The organism is Salinicola sp. CR57 (assembly GCF_003206585.1).
Lineage (GTDB): Bacteria > Pseudomonadota > Gammaproteobacteria > Pseudomonadales > Halomonadaceae > Salinicola > Salinicola lusitanus.
In genome coordinates, this window is record NZ_PZJL01000004.1 from 403,758 (window position 1) to 419,731 (window position 15,974).

A 15,974-nucleotide genomic window follows, 5' to 3' on the forward strand; every position below is an offset into this window, starting at 1 on the left:
GCGCCAGAGTCTTGGACCGGCTTGACGAAAAGACGCCGACATCGCGTCGGCGCCAGGGTGCCAACCACTGGCTCGGCTCACTTGAACAGATCGCGGAGCTTGTTGCCGAGTTTCTCGGAAGTGCCTTCCCCCAGTTTGTCGTCGATCTTCTGACGGGTCTCTTCATCCAGCTGCTTGTTCAGCTCTTTGTCGACACGCTCGCCAGCCTTGCGCTTGGCCTCGTCCGTGGCGAGATTCGCCAGCGAGTCCTGAAACGCTTCACGATCGAATCCACACCACTGCCCGGGGGCATCACTCAGGTTGCCCTGACAGCGAATCGGGAAGTCGATTTTGGCCAGTCGCGGATTGACGCCGCAGGCGGCCTTGTCAGCGGTGTCGGTAAAGCGTGCCGCCGCGCGATAGTCGAAGCGGTTGGTCACCAGGTTGACATCGCCCTTGCCAGTCACCGCGATGCCGGGGATGGCGATATCCAGGTCGTCGTTGTGCGCCACACCCTTGTCGACTCTCACGCTGGCCTGCAGACGATCGAAGGCGGTGTCCTCGCTCCATTCGCGGGTCGACTCGCGCCCTTCCAGGGTCGCTACCGCGCTGCACAGCTGACGCGACACGTTGACATCGAGCATCGCGCCGTCGTCGATCCGCAGCGCCGCCTGGCCATCGAGATTCTGCTTGAGCCCTTCGGCGGTGTTGGTGCGTGAATCGAAATCGCCCTGCAGGTTGAGCTCGCCGCGCAGCGGCGAGTCCTTGCCGCTGAAGTCCCGGTAGAGCGGCGCAATGTCGACCCCATTCATGCGCTCGGTGAAGGACAGCTTCATCGGCGGCTGGCGAAGATCGAGCGCGCTCGAGGCCTTCAGCGAGCCGCCATAGAGCGAGGCATCGAGCGAGTCGATGCGCTGGCGTCCACCACTGCCGCTGGTGTTCAGTTCGACATCACCCATCTGAACGCCCTTGGCCTTGAGCGAGTCGAGCGTCAGATGCCCCTCCTGCTTGAGCTCGGCCAGCCAGGCGACCGGCAGCAGCTCGGCACCTTCGGCCGCGGCCAGCGCCGGCTGGACCCCGAGCGCCGAAAGCCATGCCGTGTCCTTGCCGTCACCACTCCCCGCCCCCTCCGCGCTCGGGGCCCGAGGGGGCAGATAACGATCCAGGTCGAGCTGGTCACCCGCCAGATCGAAGTCCAGCGCCCGACCGTCGAAAGCGCCCCCCAGCGAGCCCTGGAACGTCGTGTCGTCCAGCGTCAACTGCAGCTTGTCGAAGTCGATACGCTGGGCATTACCGGTGAAGGGTCCGTTCAACGAGAGCGCCGTGAGCGCCTTGTCGTCGGCGCTGTTCACCTCGACACCGAAGCGCGTCAGCCAGTCCCGAACGGATAGCGGCGCGAGTTCCAGCCGCCCCTGGTATTGCGGCGCGTCATCCAGTTGCGTGACGTCCAGGTTGCCTTTGAGGTTCAGGCCATCGTCCCCACTCAGGACGACATCGCCTAGCGTGGCGGTCCGGGCCTCCAGGTCGGCCACGGCATTGGCGCGAAGATCCAGCGATAACGGTGTTTCCTGCATGGCCGTGTGGTAGAGCGAGGCGCCCAGTTCGATTCCATCGGCCCGATACTGCTTGGCCTGGGTGTCCGCGACCAGCGTGGCGACCTTGAGGTTGAGCGACTGCGCCTGCTCGGCCAACGCCGGCAATTGCGCCTTGCCGTTGAGCGTGACGTTCTCGAAGGTGTAGCGCCCGGCGCCGAGATCCATGCGCATCTGGCTCTTGAACTGGAGGTTGCCGTCGACGCTCGGCTGACGTCCGTCGACAGCGAACGACAGCTGGACCGGGAATGACGACTGCGGGCTGACGTTGCTGCTCTGCAGGCTCAGGTTGGCCAGCGTGACATCCAGCGATTTCTGCTGGTCGACGTAATTCACCTGGCTGTTGGAGACCTTGACGCTGGCGATATCGAACGCCACGGCCTGGTCGTCGCCCGGCTTCAGGCCGGGGCCTCGTTTCTGGGGCTGGGCCGGCTGCTCCGACTGTGCGGTATTCTGCGGCGGTGATGTCGGCGGCGCTTCCCCCGTCTGGCCGGCGTCGTCGTTGCCGGCCAGGCGATCCAGCAGTACCTGCCAGTTGCCCCGGCCCTGCGCGTCGCGGGCCAGGTTGAGGCGCATGCCATCGAGAATCAGCCCGTCGACGGAAACGTCTCCCGTCAGCAGCGGCGTAAAGGCCACGCTGACCTCGGCGCTGTCGAAGCCGACGAAGGGCGCATCGTCCTGCGACTGTTCGGGAAGCCAGGCCTCGGCGTCCTTGACGCTGACGCCGATACGCGGATAGAAGGACCACGACAATGGACCATCGAGACGCAGTTCGAGCCCGCTCTGGTTGCGGACCGCCTCGATCAGACGCGGCTTGAGATCGTTCGGATCGAAGAACGTGGTGATGTAGACGACAGCCACGACGACCAGAATTCCCAGTACACCGATCGCCGCCAGCAGTGCTCTGACCAGCCCCTTCATTCGAATCCTCCCTGTGCGCGAACATGGGCAGGCACTCGTGGGCGGGAACCGCTGCTCCACTCGAGCCGAATGCGGCTGGGCGTGGCCCGATGATGCGACTCGACCTGCTGTGCGGTTTCCGGCATGCCCCCTGTGTCTCCCTGTCGGCGGAACGACTTGACTGCGGTGGAGAACGGCCGAATCACAGCCGCCCGATAAACACCGCCATTGTAGCGGATGCGGCGCCCGATTCACTATAATGGCCGATTCTCGCCAACCGTACCGGGAGATTTCCCCCGCATGTCCGAGCGCATCGCCACGGTGTCGCGCGACACCAACGAGACGCAGATCACGGTGACGGTGAATCTGGACGGCAGCGGCCGCCTCGATTGCCGGACCGGGGTCCCCTTTCTAGATCACATGCTGGACCAGGTGGCCCGCCACGGCATGCTCGACCTGACGATAGACGCCCAGGGCGACCTCGAGATCGACGAGCACCATACCGTCGAGGATCTCGGCATCACCCTCGGCCAGGCGTTCGCCCAGGCGATCGGCGACAAGCGCGGCATTCGTCGCTACGGCCACGCCTACGTGCCGCTCGACGAGGCGCTCTCTCGCGTGGTGATCGATTTCTCCGGGCGGTCCGGGCTGTTCATGGATGTCGAATTCACCCGCGCGACCATCGGCCGGCTCGATACCCAGTTGTTCTGGGAGTTCTTCCAGGGGTTCGTCAACCATGCCCAGGTCACCCTGCACATCGACAACCTGAAGGGTTTCAACGCGCACCATCAGGCGGAAACCATCTTCAAGGCGTTCGGTCGCGCACTACGCGCGGCAGTCGAGCAGGATCCGCGCATGGCCGGCCAGATGCCATCGACCAAGGGCAGCCTGTGATACCGGCCGGCGCCATCACCGACTCAGCGAGGAAACCGCAATGACGATCGCCGTGATCGATTACGGGATGGGCAATCTGCACTCCGTGGCCAAGGCGCTCGAACACGTCACCCATGAAAACGTCATGGTGACCCGCGATCCGCGCTCGATTCGCGGCGCTTCGCGGCTGGTGCTGCCCGGCCAGGGGGCGATCCGCGACTGCATGGGCGAACTTCAGCGCACCGAGCTCGAGGGGCTGGTCAAGGATCTGCTCGAGGAGCAGGCCAAACCGCTGCTCGGCATCTGCGTCGGCCAGCAGATGCTGTTCGAGCGCAGCGAGGAGAATGGCGGCGTCGATTGCCTCGGTTTCCTCCCCGGCGGGGTCCGTCACTTCGGCCACAAACTGGTCAGCCCCGAGGGCGAGCGCCTCAAGGTGCCCCACATGGGCTGGAATCGGGTGACCCAGCACCATTCGCATCCGCTGTGGAGCGGCATCGAGGACGGCGCGAGATTCTACTTCGTGCACAGCTATTACGTCGAAGCCGCCAGCGATGCCGATATCTTCGGCAAGACCGATTACGCTGGCGCCGATGCCCATGTGGTCACCGGCCGCGGCACCGTGTTCGCGGTACAGTTCCACCCGGAGAAGAGCGCCAAAGACGGCCTTCAGCTGCTGGAAAATTTCGTCAACTGGGCGCCCTAGGCACAATCCGAGACATGGCTGCCCCGCCGGCTTTTCAGACGGCACCTGACTGACAAGGACTCGAAACCATGCTGGTAATCCCCGCCATCGATCTCAAGGACGGCCAGTGCGTGCGGCTCAAGCAGGGCCGCATGGACGATGCCACCTCTTACGGTGACGACCCGGTGGCGATGGCTGCACGCTGGGTCGAAGCCGGCGCCCGGCGGCTCCATCTGGTCGATCTCAACGGCGCCTTCGAGGGCAAGCCTGTCAACGGTGAAGCCGTCACCGCCATCGCCCGCGCCTATCCCGACCTGCCGATCCAGATCGGCGGCGGCATCCGCAGCCCTGACACCATCGAGCACTATCTCGCCGCTGGCGTCAGCTACGTGATCATCGGCACCAAGGCGGTCAAGGAGCCGGCCTTCGTCGGCGAGATGTGCCGCCGGTTCCCCGGCCACGTGATCGTCGGCCTGGACGCCCGCGACGGCTTCGTCGCCACCGATGGCTGGGCGGAAGTCTCGACCGTCAAGGCAGTGGACCTGGCCAGACGCTTTCGGGATGACGGCGTCTCCTCGATCGTCTACACCGACATCGCCCGCGACGGGATGATGCAGGGCGTCAACGTCGAAGCCACCGCCCAGCTCGCTCGCGACGGCGGCCTGCCGGTGATCGCCTCCGGCGGGGTGACCGACCTGGAAGACATCCGCGCCCTGGCCGAGGTCGCCGACAGCGGCATCATCGGCGCCATCACCGGCCGCGCCATCTACGAAGGCTCGCTCGACGTCGCCGAGGCCCAGGCCTTGAGTGATTCGATTCAGGGCGATTCGATGCGGGGCGATGGGATCGATACCGAAGGAGCCCGCTCATGACATTGGCCAAGCGCATCATTCCCTGCCTCGACGTCGACGCCGGCCGCGTGGTCAAGGGTGTCAATTTCGTCGGTATTCGCGATGCCGGCGACCCGGTGGAGATCGCCAAGCGCTACAACCAGCAGGGTGCCGACGAGATCACCTTTCTCGACATCACCGCCAGCCATGAGGACCGCGACACCACAGTCGAGATGGTCGAGCGCATTGCCGGCGAAGTGTTCATCCCGCTCACTGTCGGGGGCGGCATTCGCCGCTGCGAGGATATCCGCACCATGCTCAACGCCGGGGCGGACAAGGTCTCGATCAATACCGCCGCCGTCACCAACCCGGATTTCGTGCGCGAGGCCGCCGAGCGCTTCGGCAGCCAGTGCATCGTGGTGGCGATCGACGCCAAGCGGGTCAGCGCCGAGGGCGAGCCGCCGCGCTGGGAGATTTTCACCCATGGCGGCCGTCGCCCCACCGGGCTGGACGCGGTCGAGTGGGCGCGCAAGATGGTCGACTACGGCGCCGGGGAACTGCTGCTGACCAGCATGGATCGCGATGGTACCAAGGTCGGTTTCGATCTCGGTGTGACCCGCGCGATCAGCGACGCGGTCGAAGTGCCGGTGATCGCTTCCGGCGGCGTCGGCAACCTCGACCATCTGGTGGCCGGGGTGAAGGAAGGCGGCGCCGATGCAGTGCTCGCCGCCAGCATCTTCCACTTCGGTGAGTACACCATTCCCGACGCCAAGCGCTACATGGCCGAGCACGGGATCGAAATGCGGCTCTGAGCGCTCCAAGACCGGCGCCGAAGCCGCAAGCAAGCACTGATCGACGAAAAGCGCCGCGACCCGGCCGGGTCGCGGCGCTTGCGTTGGTGCGGCGCGCTTCGATGCCGTAGCCAGGACGATGTCAGGGCAGATAGCGCGGGCGGAATATGCCCTCGAGATCGGCATAGGGGATGGTCAGCACCGGCTGGCCCACGGCGTACGGCGCCAGGTCGTAGACCTGATACTTGACCGCGACGGCATCCGCCAGCGGCGCGACATTGTCGGAGACGACGAACGGCCACTGGGATTTGGACAGTCCGCGCGCCTGGTCCGTCTGCAGCCAGCGCCGGTGGGCCCGCTCCAGCGCCGCTTCGTAGGCCGGTCGCTTGCCCGGCTGCAGCATGTCGGCGAGATCGACGATCTGCTGCGTGTCGCGCTGGATCACCATGTAGGAGGTCAACGGCAAGCCGTGGGCGCCGCCACTGTAGAGATAGCCGTCGAGTTCGATCACCAGCAGGTCGTCGTGGTCCGCCACGACATGGGCCTTGAGATCGGCCTCGTAGCCCGGCAGCTGCGGCACGTCTTCGCGAGCGCGACGCGAAGCTGCAAAGACCTGGTCGGCAAAGGCGTCGAATGAGGTTGCCTGTCCCATGGCACTGCCGTCGGGGTTGTCGCTGAGCCCGCTCGCCAGCCCGAACAACCGTCGCTCGAGCTCGGCGGAAAGCCGTGGTGACTCAGGGAAACGCAAGTAGGCCGCATTGACGTTGGCGCAGCTGTCCTTCTCGCAACCCGGCTCGTGGGCGCTCTTCACCACCGCCTCGGTTCGTAGCGCGTCACCTCCCCATCCGGTCAGGCTCTGGCAGCCTGACAGCATGACGGCCGCCAGAGTCAGGCCGCCAATCAACCAGCGCTTCTGCATGATGTTCCTCCATGAACGTTCGTAGGTGAGGCGCCGAGTGGTCGTCAGCGTTATCCACACGCCTCAGCGTAGCCGGTTTATCCACAACCGGTAGCGGGTCAGTCGAGACTCAGGCCCAGGTTGCTGACCCCCTGGTTACGACCGAGCGCGCGCAACGCCGAGAGCGCCTTGAGCCCCGGGTCGGCCTCGAGCGCTTCGAGTACTGCGTCCTGAAAGTCGCGCTCGTCCTGCATCAGTTCATGCTCGCGAAACAACGCGTCGAGCCGTTCGGCATCCTCACTGCCCTCGGTCATTTCGATATAGGCGCGTACGCCGTTGCGCGAGACGCGGCTCACCTCCAGCGCCGCTTCCGGGGCTTCGCCGCGCAGGGTGTCCAGCAGCGTGGTCAGGGCCATGACCGCCTCCGTCGCCCGCCGCGCACCAAAGCTGTCATCGGCCTCCGGGGGCTCGACATCGGCGAGCTTCTCGGCCTGCTTGTCGAAGTCGATCTTCGCCGCGGCGATCTTGAGCCGCTCCCACACCAGATCCAGCACGTTGTGGAGTACGCTGGGGTTGCCCTGGCCGCTCACGCCGGCGTAGAGCGCGTAATTGGGTACCAGCCGCTCGCTCAACGCGGCCATGAAGGCGATCCGCTGGCGCGCGTCGAGCTGGCGCAATCTGGCGTTGAAGCTACCCGAAGGCTTGGTCATGAACTCTCCGTCATTCTGGCCACATCAAATGCGTGGGTACGCGGCCGCTGGCATCGAAAACGACACCCTCGGCGCGCAGTTTCTCGTGCTGTCGCTGGGCACCGCCATGGTCCGCGATTCGGCGGCTGGCACCAATCACCCGATACCAGGGCAGGTCGTGCCCAGTCGGCAACTGTCGCATTGCCGTACCGACCATGCGCGCCGTGGCCCCCTCCGTCATCCCGGCGATCCGACCATAGGTGGTAACACGCCCCGGCGGGATCTGCGCCACGATGGTGTAGATCTGTTCGAGAATCTGGGCTCGGATGGCCATGACTAAATGCTAACTCCCCGCTTGTGGAGTCGCCCGGTCGACCCCATCATGGATGCATCATGCATATCTATTTTCTCCAGCATAGTCCGTTGTTCGGTCCAGCCCGCATGGCGGACTGGCTCACCGGCACGGGTCACAGCTACAACCACTGCCGGCTCGACGAGGGCGAACTACCGCCGCCGCTGGCCAACTGCGACGCGCTCGTCCTGCTCGATGCTTTCTCGCCACCGGAGGCGACGCTGTTCAAGCGAGAGCGCAAGCTGGTGGATCGCGCCCTGAAGAGCAACAAGCCGGTGCTGGGCATCGGCTTCGGCGCCGGCCTGATCGCCGAGGCGCTAGGCGCCATCGTGTCCCCCGCGGTTCAGCCGGAGATCGGCTGGCAGCCGCTGACCCTGGCCGACGACAGCCCCTTCGATCTGCCCGAGATGTTCGAGACGCTGCTCTGGCATCGAGACATCTTCGGCCTGCCGGATGGCTGCCTGCCACTGGGCAGCACACCAGCCGGTCCGGTCCAGGGGTTTGCCTGGGATGCGGGTCGCGTCGTCGCGCTGCAGTGCCATCTGGAGTCGACGGCTCAAGGCACGGCGGCGCTGTGCAATCACGACCTGCCGACGACCGCTGCCTATGTGCAGACCCGTGACGAGATTCTGCGCGACCCGAGACGCTTCGATCGGCAGGCGGCACTGCTGGACCGGGTCATGACCCAGTGGCTCGATGGTCACTAGCGTCGAAACGGAGAGGGCGGCACTAGGCCGCGTACTCACGCTCCCACTGCCGGGCGACCGTCAGACAGCTGTCCCAATCCCCGACGTGCAGGGTCGGCCGGGGCTGGTGCTCGATCTGATGACGATACATCGGGTCGTAATATTCCCGTAGCAGCGGAGCCAGCCAGTCATCGTGCGCCTGCACGTTGCCGAGGCGTTGCGCCGAGAATGCCCGCTGCTGTGCCTCGATCAATCGGGCCAGCCGCTCGCTCCCCAAGCGTTTGCCGAGGCGTTTCAGGGCGCCGGAAAGTTGCTTGCGAAACAGCACCTCGCCCAGTTGCGGGCCATAGTGGCGATGGTAGATTTCGCTGAGATCCTCGATGTAATCCTTGCGGATCTGTTCGAGGCGCCACTCCAGTGGCATCTCGACGCGAATGCACGGCGCCGCTTTCATCGACTGCCAGAAGGTCGCCGGTATCGCCAGGCGGCCGATGCGCTGCGACTCGTCCTCGACCACGCGGGCCCGTGGCAACCGCATCAGATCCAGCGTCAAACCGTGCTCGAAATCGATCTGCGAGGGGCCGGCCATCGGATGCTGGCCAAAGGCCGAGCCCTTGTGACGTGCGTGGCCTTCCAGGTCGACTCCCGAACCGAGCGCATTGATCAGTGCGGTCTTGGCACAACCGGTCAAACCCGCGACCAGCAGCAGAGGGGCCTGGCTATGGCTTTCGAGCGCCTCGATCAGTTGGTTGCGCATCGCCTTCCAACCGCCGCGAATTCGCGGTAGCGGATGGCCCCGTTCGGCCAGCCACTGCTGCGATATCTTCGACCGCATGCCGCCGCGGAAACAGTAGATCACGCTATCCGGTGCCGCTTCGAGCGCCTGCTCCCAGGCGGCGAGAGATCTTTCACGGCGGTCGCCCGAAACCAGGTGGTTACCCAGCGCCACCGCCGAGGCCTGGCCGGCCTGCTTGTAGCGGATGCCGACTTCGCGACGCTCATCGTCATTCATCAGTGGCAGGTTGATCGCACCGGGCAAGGCGCCCGCCGAGAACTCGATCGGCGCGCGCACATCGATCAGAGGCCGTTCCAGCAGTGCCAGGTCCGCGTCGATGAACTCGTCGCTTTTCAACCGCGCACCTCGATCAGTCCCGCGCCGCCGCGAGGCGTGATGCACTCGCCGAACGCCTCCAGCTTGAGCTGGTGCTGGCGCCCGATCCGCTCGACATCGTCAGCCCAGGCCGGATCCACGGCCAGCAGCAGCCCTCCGGAAGTCTGCGGATCGCACAGCCACTGCCAATGGGCGGCGTCCATGTCCGGCAGCGCCTTGCCGATCGCCTCGCGATTGCGCCCCGTACCGCCCGGCACCGCACCCTGGCGCCGATAGGCCTCGGCTTCGGCCAGCCTCGGCAGCTTGGCGAAGTCGATTCGCGCCTCGACGCCGCTGGCCGCGCACACCTCACTCAGGTGACCCGCCAGGCCGAAGCCGGTGACATCGGTCATGGCATGTACGCCCTGAATCTTGGCCAGTTCCTTGCCGATGTCGTTGGCGACCAGCATGGTCTCGCGCGCCAGGCCGTGATGTCCGGGCTGCAGCCTGCCCTGCTTCTCGGCCGTCGTCAGCAGCCCGACGCCCAGCGGCTTGGTCAGATAGAGCAGGTCGCCGGGCTTGGCACCGCTGTTGAGCTTGAGGTTGGCGAGATCGACCAGGCCGTTGACCGCCAGCCCGAAGATCGGCTCCGGCGCATCGATGGAGTGCCCGCCCGCCAAGGCAACGCCCAGGGCGCGGCAGACGGCCTGGGCGCCGGACATGACGTCACCGGCGATTTCCGCCGGCAGCTTGTCCAGCGGCCAGCCGAGGATACCCAGTGCCATGACCGGGTCTCCTCCCATGGCGTAGACGTCACTGATGGCGTTGGTCGCCGCGATACGGCCGAAATCGAAAGGGTCGTCGACGATCGGCATGAAGAAATCGGTGGTAGAGATCAGGCCGCGACCGTCGCCGAGATCGTAGACGGCGGCATCCTCGCGCCCCTGGTTGCCGACGATCAGATTCTGGCTGTTGGCGCCCGGTCCCGCCTTGGCGAGAATCCGATCGAGCACGTCTGGGGCGATCTTGCAGCCACAGCCGGCCCCGTGGCTGTACTGCGTCAGGCGAATGGCACTCATTTCTGGCTCCTCGTCCCGTTCTTGGAGATATCGATCCTGGCAGTCAGTTTAACCGACCCAGCGACGCCACTCAGCGCTGGTAGCCGAGTCGCCCCCTCTTACAGCGCTTCCAGCGCCTCGGCCAGCTTGTCGACCGCCACCACCTGCATGCCGGCGGGCGCCTTCTTGGGCGCATTGCCGCGCGGCACGATGGCCCGCGTGAAACCATGCTTGGCGGCCTCGACGATGCGCTCCTGGCCGCTGGGGACCGGCCTGATCTCACCGGAAAGCCCCACTTCGCCGAATACCACCAACTCCCGCGGCAGCGGCCGGTTCTGCAGGCTGGAGACCACTGCCAGCAGCACCGCCAGGTCGGCGCTGGTCTCCAGCACCTTGACCCCGCCGACGACGTTGAGAAAGACATCCTGATCGCCGGTGAACAGGCCGCCGTGCTTGTGCAGCACCGCCAACAGCATGGCCAGGCGGTTGTGGTCGAGCCCCACCGCCACGCGCCGGGGATTGCCCAGCGCGGACTCGTCGAGCAGCGCCTGGACTTCGACCAGGATCGGGCGGGTGCCCTCCCACACCACCATCACCAGACTGCCGGAGGCCTGCTCCTCACTCCGCGACAGGAAGATCGCGCTGGGGTTCTTGACCTCCTTGAGGCCGAGCTCGACCATCGCGAACACGCCGAGTTCGTTGATCGCGCCAAAGCGGTTCTTCTGCCCGCGCAAGGTGCGGAAACGCGAGTCGCTTCCCCCCTCCAGCAGCAGCGAGGCGTCGATCATGTGCTCGAGCACCTTGGGGCCGGCCAGGGTGCCATCCTTGGTCACGTGGCCCACCAGCAGCAGCACGGTGTTGCTCTGCTTGGCGAACCGCGTCAGCGCCGCCGCCGACTCGCGAACCTGGGCAACGCCGCCGGGTGCCGAGCCGATATCCTCCAGATGCATGGTCTGGATGGAGTCGATGATCAACACTTCGGGACGCTCTCGCTCCGCCACGGCCAGCAGCGTCTCGATGCTGGTCTCGGCGAGCATCTTGAGCCCCTGGGTCGGCAGTTGCAGACGGTGGGCCCGCATCGCCACCTGCGACAGCGACTCCTCACCGGTCACGTAGAGCACCCGCTTGCTCTGGGCCAGACGGCAGGCCGTCTGCAACAGCAGGGTGGACTTTCCGGCACCGGGATGGCCGCCCAGTAGCACCGCCGAACCCGGCACCAAGCCGCCGCCGAGCACCCGGTCGAACTCCTCGAACGTGGAGCTGAACCGGGGTACCTCGGTAAGATCGACGCCAGAGAGATCGACGACTTCCCGCGACAGCGTACCCGCGTAGCCGCCACGAGCACCGCTGCTACCGGGAGTCGAGGCGCCGGGTCGCGCGCTGCCGAGGCAAATCTCGGTCAGCGTGTTCCACTCACGGCAGTTGCTGCACTGGCCTTGCCATTTGCTGTATTCCGCACCGCATTCGGTGCAGACGAAGGCACTCTTCGCTTTTGCCACGCGCGGGGTCTCCGTCAGGCCGGGTAGAGGATCGCAAGATACGTAGGGTGCCACAAAGGGTCAGCCCTCAACGACGAGAGGCGGCCCATGGCCGCCTCTACGCTCGTCAGTGCCTGGCCTACTGGCGAGTCAGGCGCAACATCTGGCCGTTTTCGAAACGACGACGCTGGGGATCGATCAGTTCCAGCGTGCGGTCATCGATCTTCTGGAAATAGTAGATCTGACCTTCGCCGTTCGGCGTCAGCTCGTAGACCGTCGCCTGCGGGTCGACCGCGGTGCCCGTCATCGTTTCCCACTGACCTTCGTACTGCTCGGGATCCGGATTCTGCGGGTGATTCATGTAGTCGGCTTCGAGCGTGAAGGTGCGCTGCGAGGCCGGCGAGGACTCGGTCCCGTTGAGATTGACGGTCAGGTCGATGCCATCGCAGCTACGGCAAGGCAGCGTGCCTTCGTAGGTGACGGCGTTCGACGACATGCCGGCAGAGGAATCGGCGGTGCCAGACTGAGTCTGAGATCCACCGCTGGCACAACCGGCCAGTACGGCTACCGTGGCGGCGCTGGCCAGCAACGTCCTGATCTGCATATTGGTTCTCCTTACACTTCTGGGCCATACAGGCCGCATTGGCGGCCACGTGACTACAGGATAGCGGTAAGTCTCCTGCATGACATCCCATTCAAACGAGAGCATCAGGCTGCCACGCGAGCGCGTCTCAATCCATTACTGAATAGTCGGTATAGCCTTCGGCGCCACCGCCATAGAAAGTCTCCGGATTCGGTTCGTCGAGGGCCGCATCACGCCGAAACCGCTCGACCAGGTCCGGATTGGCGATATAGGGGCGGCCGAAAGCGGCGGCGTCGCCCAGCCCATTGCCGATCAAGGTCTCCGCGCGCTCGGCCGTGTAGTGCCCGCAGTAGATCAAGGTGCCGCTGAAGCGCTCGCGCAGGTCGCGGCGGAAATCGTCGGTCAGCTGCGGGCCTTCGCCGGTCCAGTCGGGCTCATTGACGTGCAGGTAGGCGATCCGGCGACGGCTCAGCTCGCTGGCCAGGTAGCGCATCATCGCCTCGGGCTCGTCGTCCGACAGACCGAATATCTCGATGAAGGGCGACAGGCGCACACCGACACGTCCTGCCCCCATGACGTCGATGACGGCATCGGTGACTTCCAGCAGCAAGCGAGCGCGGTTGACGACACTGCCGCCATAGCGGTCACTGCGCTGGTTGCTGCCGGTGGCGAGGAATTGCTGCAGCAGGTAGGCATTGGCGGCGTGGACCTCGACCAGATCAAAACCGGCCCGCTGGGCACGTTTGGCAGCCTGGCGGTAATCGTCGATCACACCGGGGATCTCGTCGAGTGCCAGCGCACGCGGGGTGCTGGTGGGATGCTGGCCCGAGCTGCCATCTTCGAACTCGACGAAGCAGTTGGCCCCCTCGGCGCGCAGGGCGCTGGGGGCGACCGGCGCCTGACCCTCCGGCTGCACCATCTCATGGGAGATACGTCCGACATGCCAGAGCTGGAGTGCCATCTTGCCTCCGGCCTCGTGCACGGCATCGACGACCTGACGCCACCCGGCTTCCTGGGCATCGGTCCAGATCCCGGGGGTGTAGACGTAGCCCCGCGCCGTGGGCGAGATATTGGTCGCTTCGCTGATGATCAGCCCGGCACCGGCGCGCTGAGCGTAATATTCGGCCTGTAGCGCCCCCGGCACGCTGTCCGGGGTGCGTGCGCGCGTGAGCGGTGCCATCAGCACGCGGTTGGAGAGTTCGACGTCGCCGACGGTGATGGGCGAGAGCAGCTTATCGTAATCCATGGAATCCCTTCGATCGTTGAGTTGAGCGGATACCTCATAGATAAGGCAGTTAGAACACTAATCAACCCTGTCACCCACATTCGACGGGAGTGGCTTGCACCGCTTCGGACCAGAGGTCACTATGAGCTCAGACCCGCCACGCCTAACGAGCATCGTAGAAAACGTCCCGCGAGAGATCATGAGTCAATTCTGGAGTCCCGCCGTTCGCGCCCTGACGCCCTACGTACCGGGCGAGCAACCGCGCGAAAAACTGGTCAAGCTGAATACCAACGAGAACCCCTATCCGCCCTCCCCGGCCGTCGAGTGGGTGTTGCAGGCGTTCGCGGTGGACCACCTTCGCCGCTACCCCGATCCCGAATCGCTGGCACTGCGCCAGGCATTGGCGAGGACACACTGTGTCGAGCCGGACCAGGTCTTCGTCGGCAATGGTTCCGATGAAGTGCTGGCACTGGCGTTCCAGACCTTCTTCTGCCAGCCGAAGCCACTGCTGATGCCCGCCATCAGCTACAGCTTCTATCCGGTCTACTGCAAGCTCTACGATATTCACTATCGAACCGTGGCGCTGGACGACCGCTGGCAGATCGCCCTGGAGGCCTTCGATACGGATAACGGCGGTGTGGTGTTCGCCAACCCCAACGCACCGACCGGCCATGGCCACTCGCGCCAGGCTGTCGCGCAGCTGCTGGAGCGCGTCACCGAGAGCGTGGTCCTGGTCGACGAGGCCTATGTCGATTTCGGTGGCGAGAGTGTCGTGCCGTTGATCGCGGACTATCCCAACCTGCTGGTTACCGGGACCTTGTCGAAAGGGCGCAGCCTGGCCGGTTTGCGTGTGGGCTACGCGATCGGCTCGCGTGAGCTGATCGAAGGGTTGGAGCGCGTCAAGAATTCCTTCAACTCCTACCCGATCGACATGCTGGCCAGCGAAGTCGCCATCGCCTCGCTCGAGGATCAGTCGCACTTCCGGGCGTGCTGCGAACAAGTCATGGCCACCCGCGAGTGGACACGCCAACAACTCGAGACGATGGCGTTCGAGGTCCTGCCATCACAGACCAACTTCCTGTTCGTGCGTCATCCCCGACACAGTGGGGCCAGCCTGTTCAGCGGTCTGCGCGAGCGCGGCATTCTGGTCCGTCATTTCAACAAGGATGGCCTCAGCGATTTCCTGCGTATCTCGATCGGCACCGATGACGAGATGGGCAGCCTGGTCGAAGCATTGCAGGTCATGGTCTAGCCGGGCGCCATCAAAATGGTACCGGCTTGCCATCCCAGTCCCAGAAACTGCCGCTCTCGTCGGGGTGGCGGTCTTCCATTACCGCGAGCAATCGCGCCGCCACGAAATCTGGCGTGAATAGCTTGCCCTCCGGAACTCGACGCTGGAAGGGTCGGGACAGGCCGGTATCCGTGGTGCCGGGATGGAGATTGAGCACTATCGCCTGCCGGTTATAGCGCGCCAGCTCGACGGCGGCAGTGCGCAGGAACATGTTGTGTGCCGCCTTGCTGGCTCGATAGCCGTACCACCCACCCAGTTTGTTATCGCCGATCGAGCCCACCCTGGCCGAGAGGCTGGCGATGATGGCGGGGTGGTGACCCTTGAGGGAATCGACTAACGTCTGGATCAGCAGAACCGGCGTGATGGCGTTGACGTGGAACAGCGTGGACAGCGTTTCGGCGTCGAGGTCCTCGAGCCGCTTATCCGGCGAGATCCCGCGCCGCTCGTCATGCAACAAGCCTATGGTATTGAACAGCAGGTGCAGGGGCGCACCATCCAATTGCGTCTTCAGCGCCTTGCGCCCCTCCCCGGTCGTGACATCGGCTTTCAGATTTTCGACTCGGCGATCTTCATGCTCGAGACTCTGACGGGAAACCGCAATGACACGCCCCGGACGATCACTCTTCAATAACCGTTTCAGCATGGCCTGACCGATACCACCGCCGGCACCGGTCATTACAGCCGTGAACCCTTCGGGTAGCGCTTGTAGCACGGCTTTTCCCCTCGCCTGGAGTTGAATTCATCGGTACGGCAAGAAGACTAGTTGATACGGCCACGAGATGCGCCTCCCGGGATCTTCCGAGGGTGCGGCCATAAAAACCCCAGCCTCGATCGAGACTGGGGTTGGGGATAGAAGACAGATGGGAGTCTGGGCGGCGCTCCGCCACTCTCTACAGGGGGCCAGACCGCGAAGCGGCCCCTCGGATCAATAACGGGCCCTGTCTCTCTTCCGAGGGTGCCGCCATAAAAAAACCCCA

16 protein-coding genes are annotated in these 15,974 nt (G+C 64.9%); 6 read left to right on the forward strand and 10 right to left on the reverse strand.

Features of this window, described 5'->3' with window-relative positions:
* Nucleotides 1-77 precede the first annotated feature (77 nt).
* Nucleotides 78-2,492, reverse strand: a complete 2,415-nt coding sequence (locus DOM56_RS06550) for an AsmA family protein (RefSeq protein WP_110708030.1) — start codon at nt 2,490-2,492, stop codon at nt 78-80.
* A gap of 279 nt (nt 2,493-2,771) precedes the next feature.
* On the opposite strand from DOM56_RS06550, the gene hisB reads away from it, so the two are divergent.
* The 4 genes from hisB to hisF all read left to right on the forward strand — a co-directional run bounded on the left by hisB (nt 2,772) and on the right by hisF (nt 5,668).
* Nucleotides 2,772-3,365: an imidazoleglycerol-phosphate dehydratase HisB gene (gene hisB / locus DOM56_RS06555; protein ID WP_110708031.1), complete on the forward strand. Its 594-nt coding sequence runs from the start codon at nt 2,772-2,774 to the stop codon at nt 3,363-3,365.
* 40 nt (nt 3,366-3,405) lie between these two features.
* On the forward strand, nt 3,406-4,047 hold the full coding sequence (gene hisH, locus DOM56_RS06560; protein ID WP_110708032.1) for an imidazole glycerol phosphate synthase subunit HisH: 642 nt from the start codon (nt 3,406-3,408) through the stop codon (nt 4,045-4,047).
* A 68-nt stretch (nt 4,048-4,115) separates the two neighbouring features.
* Complete coding sequence (gene hisA, locus DOM56_RS06565) at nt 4,116-4,898, forward strand: 1-(5-phosphoribosyl)-5-[(5-phosphoribosylamino)methylideneamino]imidazole-4-carboxamide isomerase (protein ID WP_110708033.1); 783 nt, start codon at nt 4,116-4,118, stop codon at nt 4,896-4,898.
* A complete protein-coding gene (gene hisF, locus DOM56_RS06570) occupies nt 4,895-5,668 on the forward strand; it encodes an imidazole glycerol phosphate synthase subunit HisF (RefSeq protein ID WP_110598161.1) in 774 nt (257 codons plus the stop codon). The genes hisA and hisF overlap by 4 nt, the downstream gene beginning before the upstream one ends.
* A gap of 121 nt (nt 5,669-5,789) precedes the next feature.
* Here hisF and DOM56_RS06575 read toward each other — a convergent pair whose 3' ends face one another.
* From DOM56_RS06575 to DOM56_RS06585, 3 genes are all read right to left on the reverse strand, one after another.
* Nucleotides 5,790-6,566, reverse strand: a complete 777-nt coding sequence (locus DOM56_RS06575) for an RsiV family protein (RefSeq protein WP_110708034.1) — start codon at nt 6,564-6,566, stop codon at nt 5,790-5,792.
* 98 nt (nt 6,567-6,664) lie between these two features.
* Complete coding sequence (locus DOM56_RS06580; RefSeq protein ID WP_110598163.1) at nt 6,665-7,255, reverse strand: YjaG family protein; 591 nt, start codon at nt 7,253-7,255, stop codon at nt 6,665-6,667.
* Nucleotides 7,256-7,265: 10 nt separating this feature from the next.
* A complete protein-coding gene (locus DOM56_RS06585; protein ID WP_110708035.1) occupies nt 7,266-7,568 on the reverse strand; it encodes an MGMT family protein in 303 nt (100 codons plus the stop codon).
* Between the two features lie 59 nt (nt 7,569-7,627).
* On the opposite strand from DOM56_RS06585, the gene DOM56_RS06590 reads away from it, so the two are divergent.
* Complete coding sequence (locus tag DOM56_RS06590) at nt 7,628-8,293, forward strand: type 1 glutamine amidotransferase (protein ID WP_110708036.1); 666 nt, start codon at nt 7,628-7,630, stop codon at nt 8,291-8,293.
* A 22-nt stretch (nt 8,294-8,315) separates the two neighbouring features.
* Here the strand turns inward: DOM56_RS06590 and mnmH are convergent, their stop codons facing one another.
* The 5 genes from mnmH to DOM56_RS06615 form a co-directional block, all read right to left on the reverse strand.
* Nucleotides 8,316-9,404: a tRNA 2-selenouridine(34) synthase MnmH gene (gene mnmH / locus DOM56_RS06595; protein ID WP_110708037.1), complete on the reverse strand. Its 1,089-nt coding sequence runs from the start codon at nt 9,402-9,404 to the stop codon at nt 8,316-8,318.
* On the reverse strand, nt 9,401-10,441 hold the full coding sequence (gene selD / locus DOM56_RS06600; RefSeq protein WP_110598167.1) for a selenide, water dikinase SelD: 1,041 nt from the start codon (nt 10,439-10,441) through the stop codon (nt 9,401-9,403). Before selD ends, mnmH begins: the two co-directional genes overlap by 4 nt.
* Before the next feature lie 98 nt (nt 10,442-10,539).
* Complete coding sequence (radA, locus tag DOM56_RS06605) at nt 10,540-11,919, reverse strand: DNA repair protein RadA (RefSeq protein WP_110708038.1); 1,380 nt, start codon at nt 11,917-11,919, stop codon at nt 10,540-10,542.
* Nucleotides 11,920-12,037: 118 nt separating this feature from the next.
* On the reverse strand, nt 12,038-12,502 hold the full coding sequence (locus DOM56_RS06610) for a copper resistance protein NlpE N-terminal domain-containing protein (RefSeq protein WP_110598169.1): 465 nt from the start codon (nt 12,500-12,502) through the stop codon (nt 12,038-12,040).
* Between the two features lie 127 nt (nt 12,503-12,629).
* Nucleotides 12,630-13,727, reverse strand: a complete 1,098-nt coding sequence (locus DOM56_RS06615; protein ID WP_110708039.1) for an alkene reductase — start codon at nt 13,725-13,727, stop codon at nt 12,630-12,632.
* Nucleotides 13,728-13,905: 178 nt separating this feature from the next.
* Between DOM56_RS06615 and hisC the strand changes: the two genes are divergently transcribed.
* Nucleotides 13,906-14,958 carry a histidinol-phosphate transaminase gene (gene hisC, locus DOM56_RS06620; protein WP_110708040.1) on the forward strand — a complete coding sequence of 351 codons (1,053 nt, stop codon included), beginning with the start codon at nt 13,906-13,908 and terminating at the stop codon, nt 14,956-14,958.
* A 10-nt stretch (nt 14,959-14,968) separates the two neighbouring features.
* Here the strand turns inward: hisC and DOM56_RS06625 are convergent, their stop codons facing one another.
* Complete coding sequence (locus DOM56_RS06625) at nt 14,969-15,709, reverse strand: SDR family NAD(P)-dependent oxidoreductase (protein WP_110708041.1); 741 nt, start codon at nt 15,707-15,709, stop codon at nt 14,969-14,971.
* Nucleotides 15,710-15,974 lie beyond the last annotated feature (265 nt).

Excerpts from the sequence above, each read along its gene's own strand:
- DOM56_RS06615 (WP_110708039.1), bottom strand. The coding sequence starts at position 13,727 with ATGGATTACGATAAGCTGCTCTCGCCCATCACCGTCGGCGACGTCGAA.
- hisH (WP_110708032.1), top strand. The coding sequence starts at position 3,406 with ATGACGATCGCCGTGATCGATTACGGGATGGGCAATCTGCACTCCGTG.
- DOM56_RS06590 (WP_110708036.1), top strand. The coding sequence starts at position 7,628 with ATGCATATCTATTTTCTCCAGCATAGTCCGTTGTTCGGTCCAGCCCGC.
- DOM56_RS06550 (WP_110708030.1), bottom strand. The coding sequence starts at position 2,492 with ATGAAGGGGCTGGTCAGAGCACTGCTGGCGGCGATCGGTGTACTGGGA.
- hisA (WP_110708033.1), top strand. The coding sequence starts at position 4,116 with ATGCTGGTAATCCCCGCCATCGATCTCAAGGACGGCCAGTGCGTGCGG.
- hisB (WP_110708031.1), top strand. The coding sequence starts at position 2,772 with ATGTCCGAGCGCATCGCCACGGTGTCGCGCGACACCAACGAGACGCAG.
- DOM56_RS06610 (WP_110598169.1), bottom strand. The coding sequence starts at position 12,502 with ATGCAGATCAGGACGTTGCTGGCCAGCGCCGCCACGGTAGCCGTACTG.
- hisF (WP_110598161.1), top strand. The coding sequence starts at position 4,895 with ATGACATTGGCCAAGCGCATCATTCCCTGCCTCGACGTCGACGCCGGC.
- DOM56_RS06575 (WP_110708034.1), bottom strand. The coding sequence starts at position 6,566 with ATGCAGAAGCGCTGGTTGATTGGCGGCCTGACTCTGGCGGCCGTCATG.
- DOM56_RS06585 (WP_110708035.1), bottom strand. The coding sequence starts at position 7,568 with ATGGCCATCCGAGCCCAGATTCTCGAACAGATCTACACCATCGTGGCG.
- DOM56_RS06580 (WP_110598163.1), bottom strand. The coding sequence starts at position 7,255 with ATGACCAAGCCTTCGGGTAGCTTCAACGCCAGATTGCGCCAGCTCGAC.
- hisC (WP_110708040.1), top strand. The coding sequence starts at position 13,906 with ATGAGTCAATTCTGGAGTCCCGCCGTTCGCGCCCTGACGCCCTACGTA.
- selD (WP_110598167.1), bottom strand. The coding sequence starts at position 10,441 with ATGAGTGCCATTCGCCTGACGCAGTACAGCCACGGGGCCGGCTGTGGC.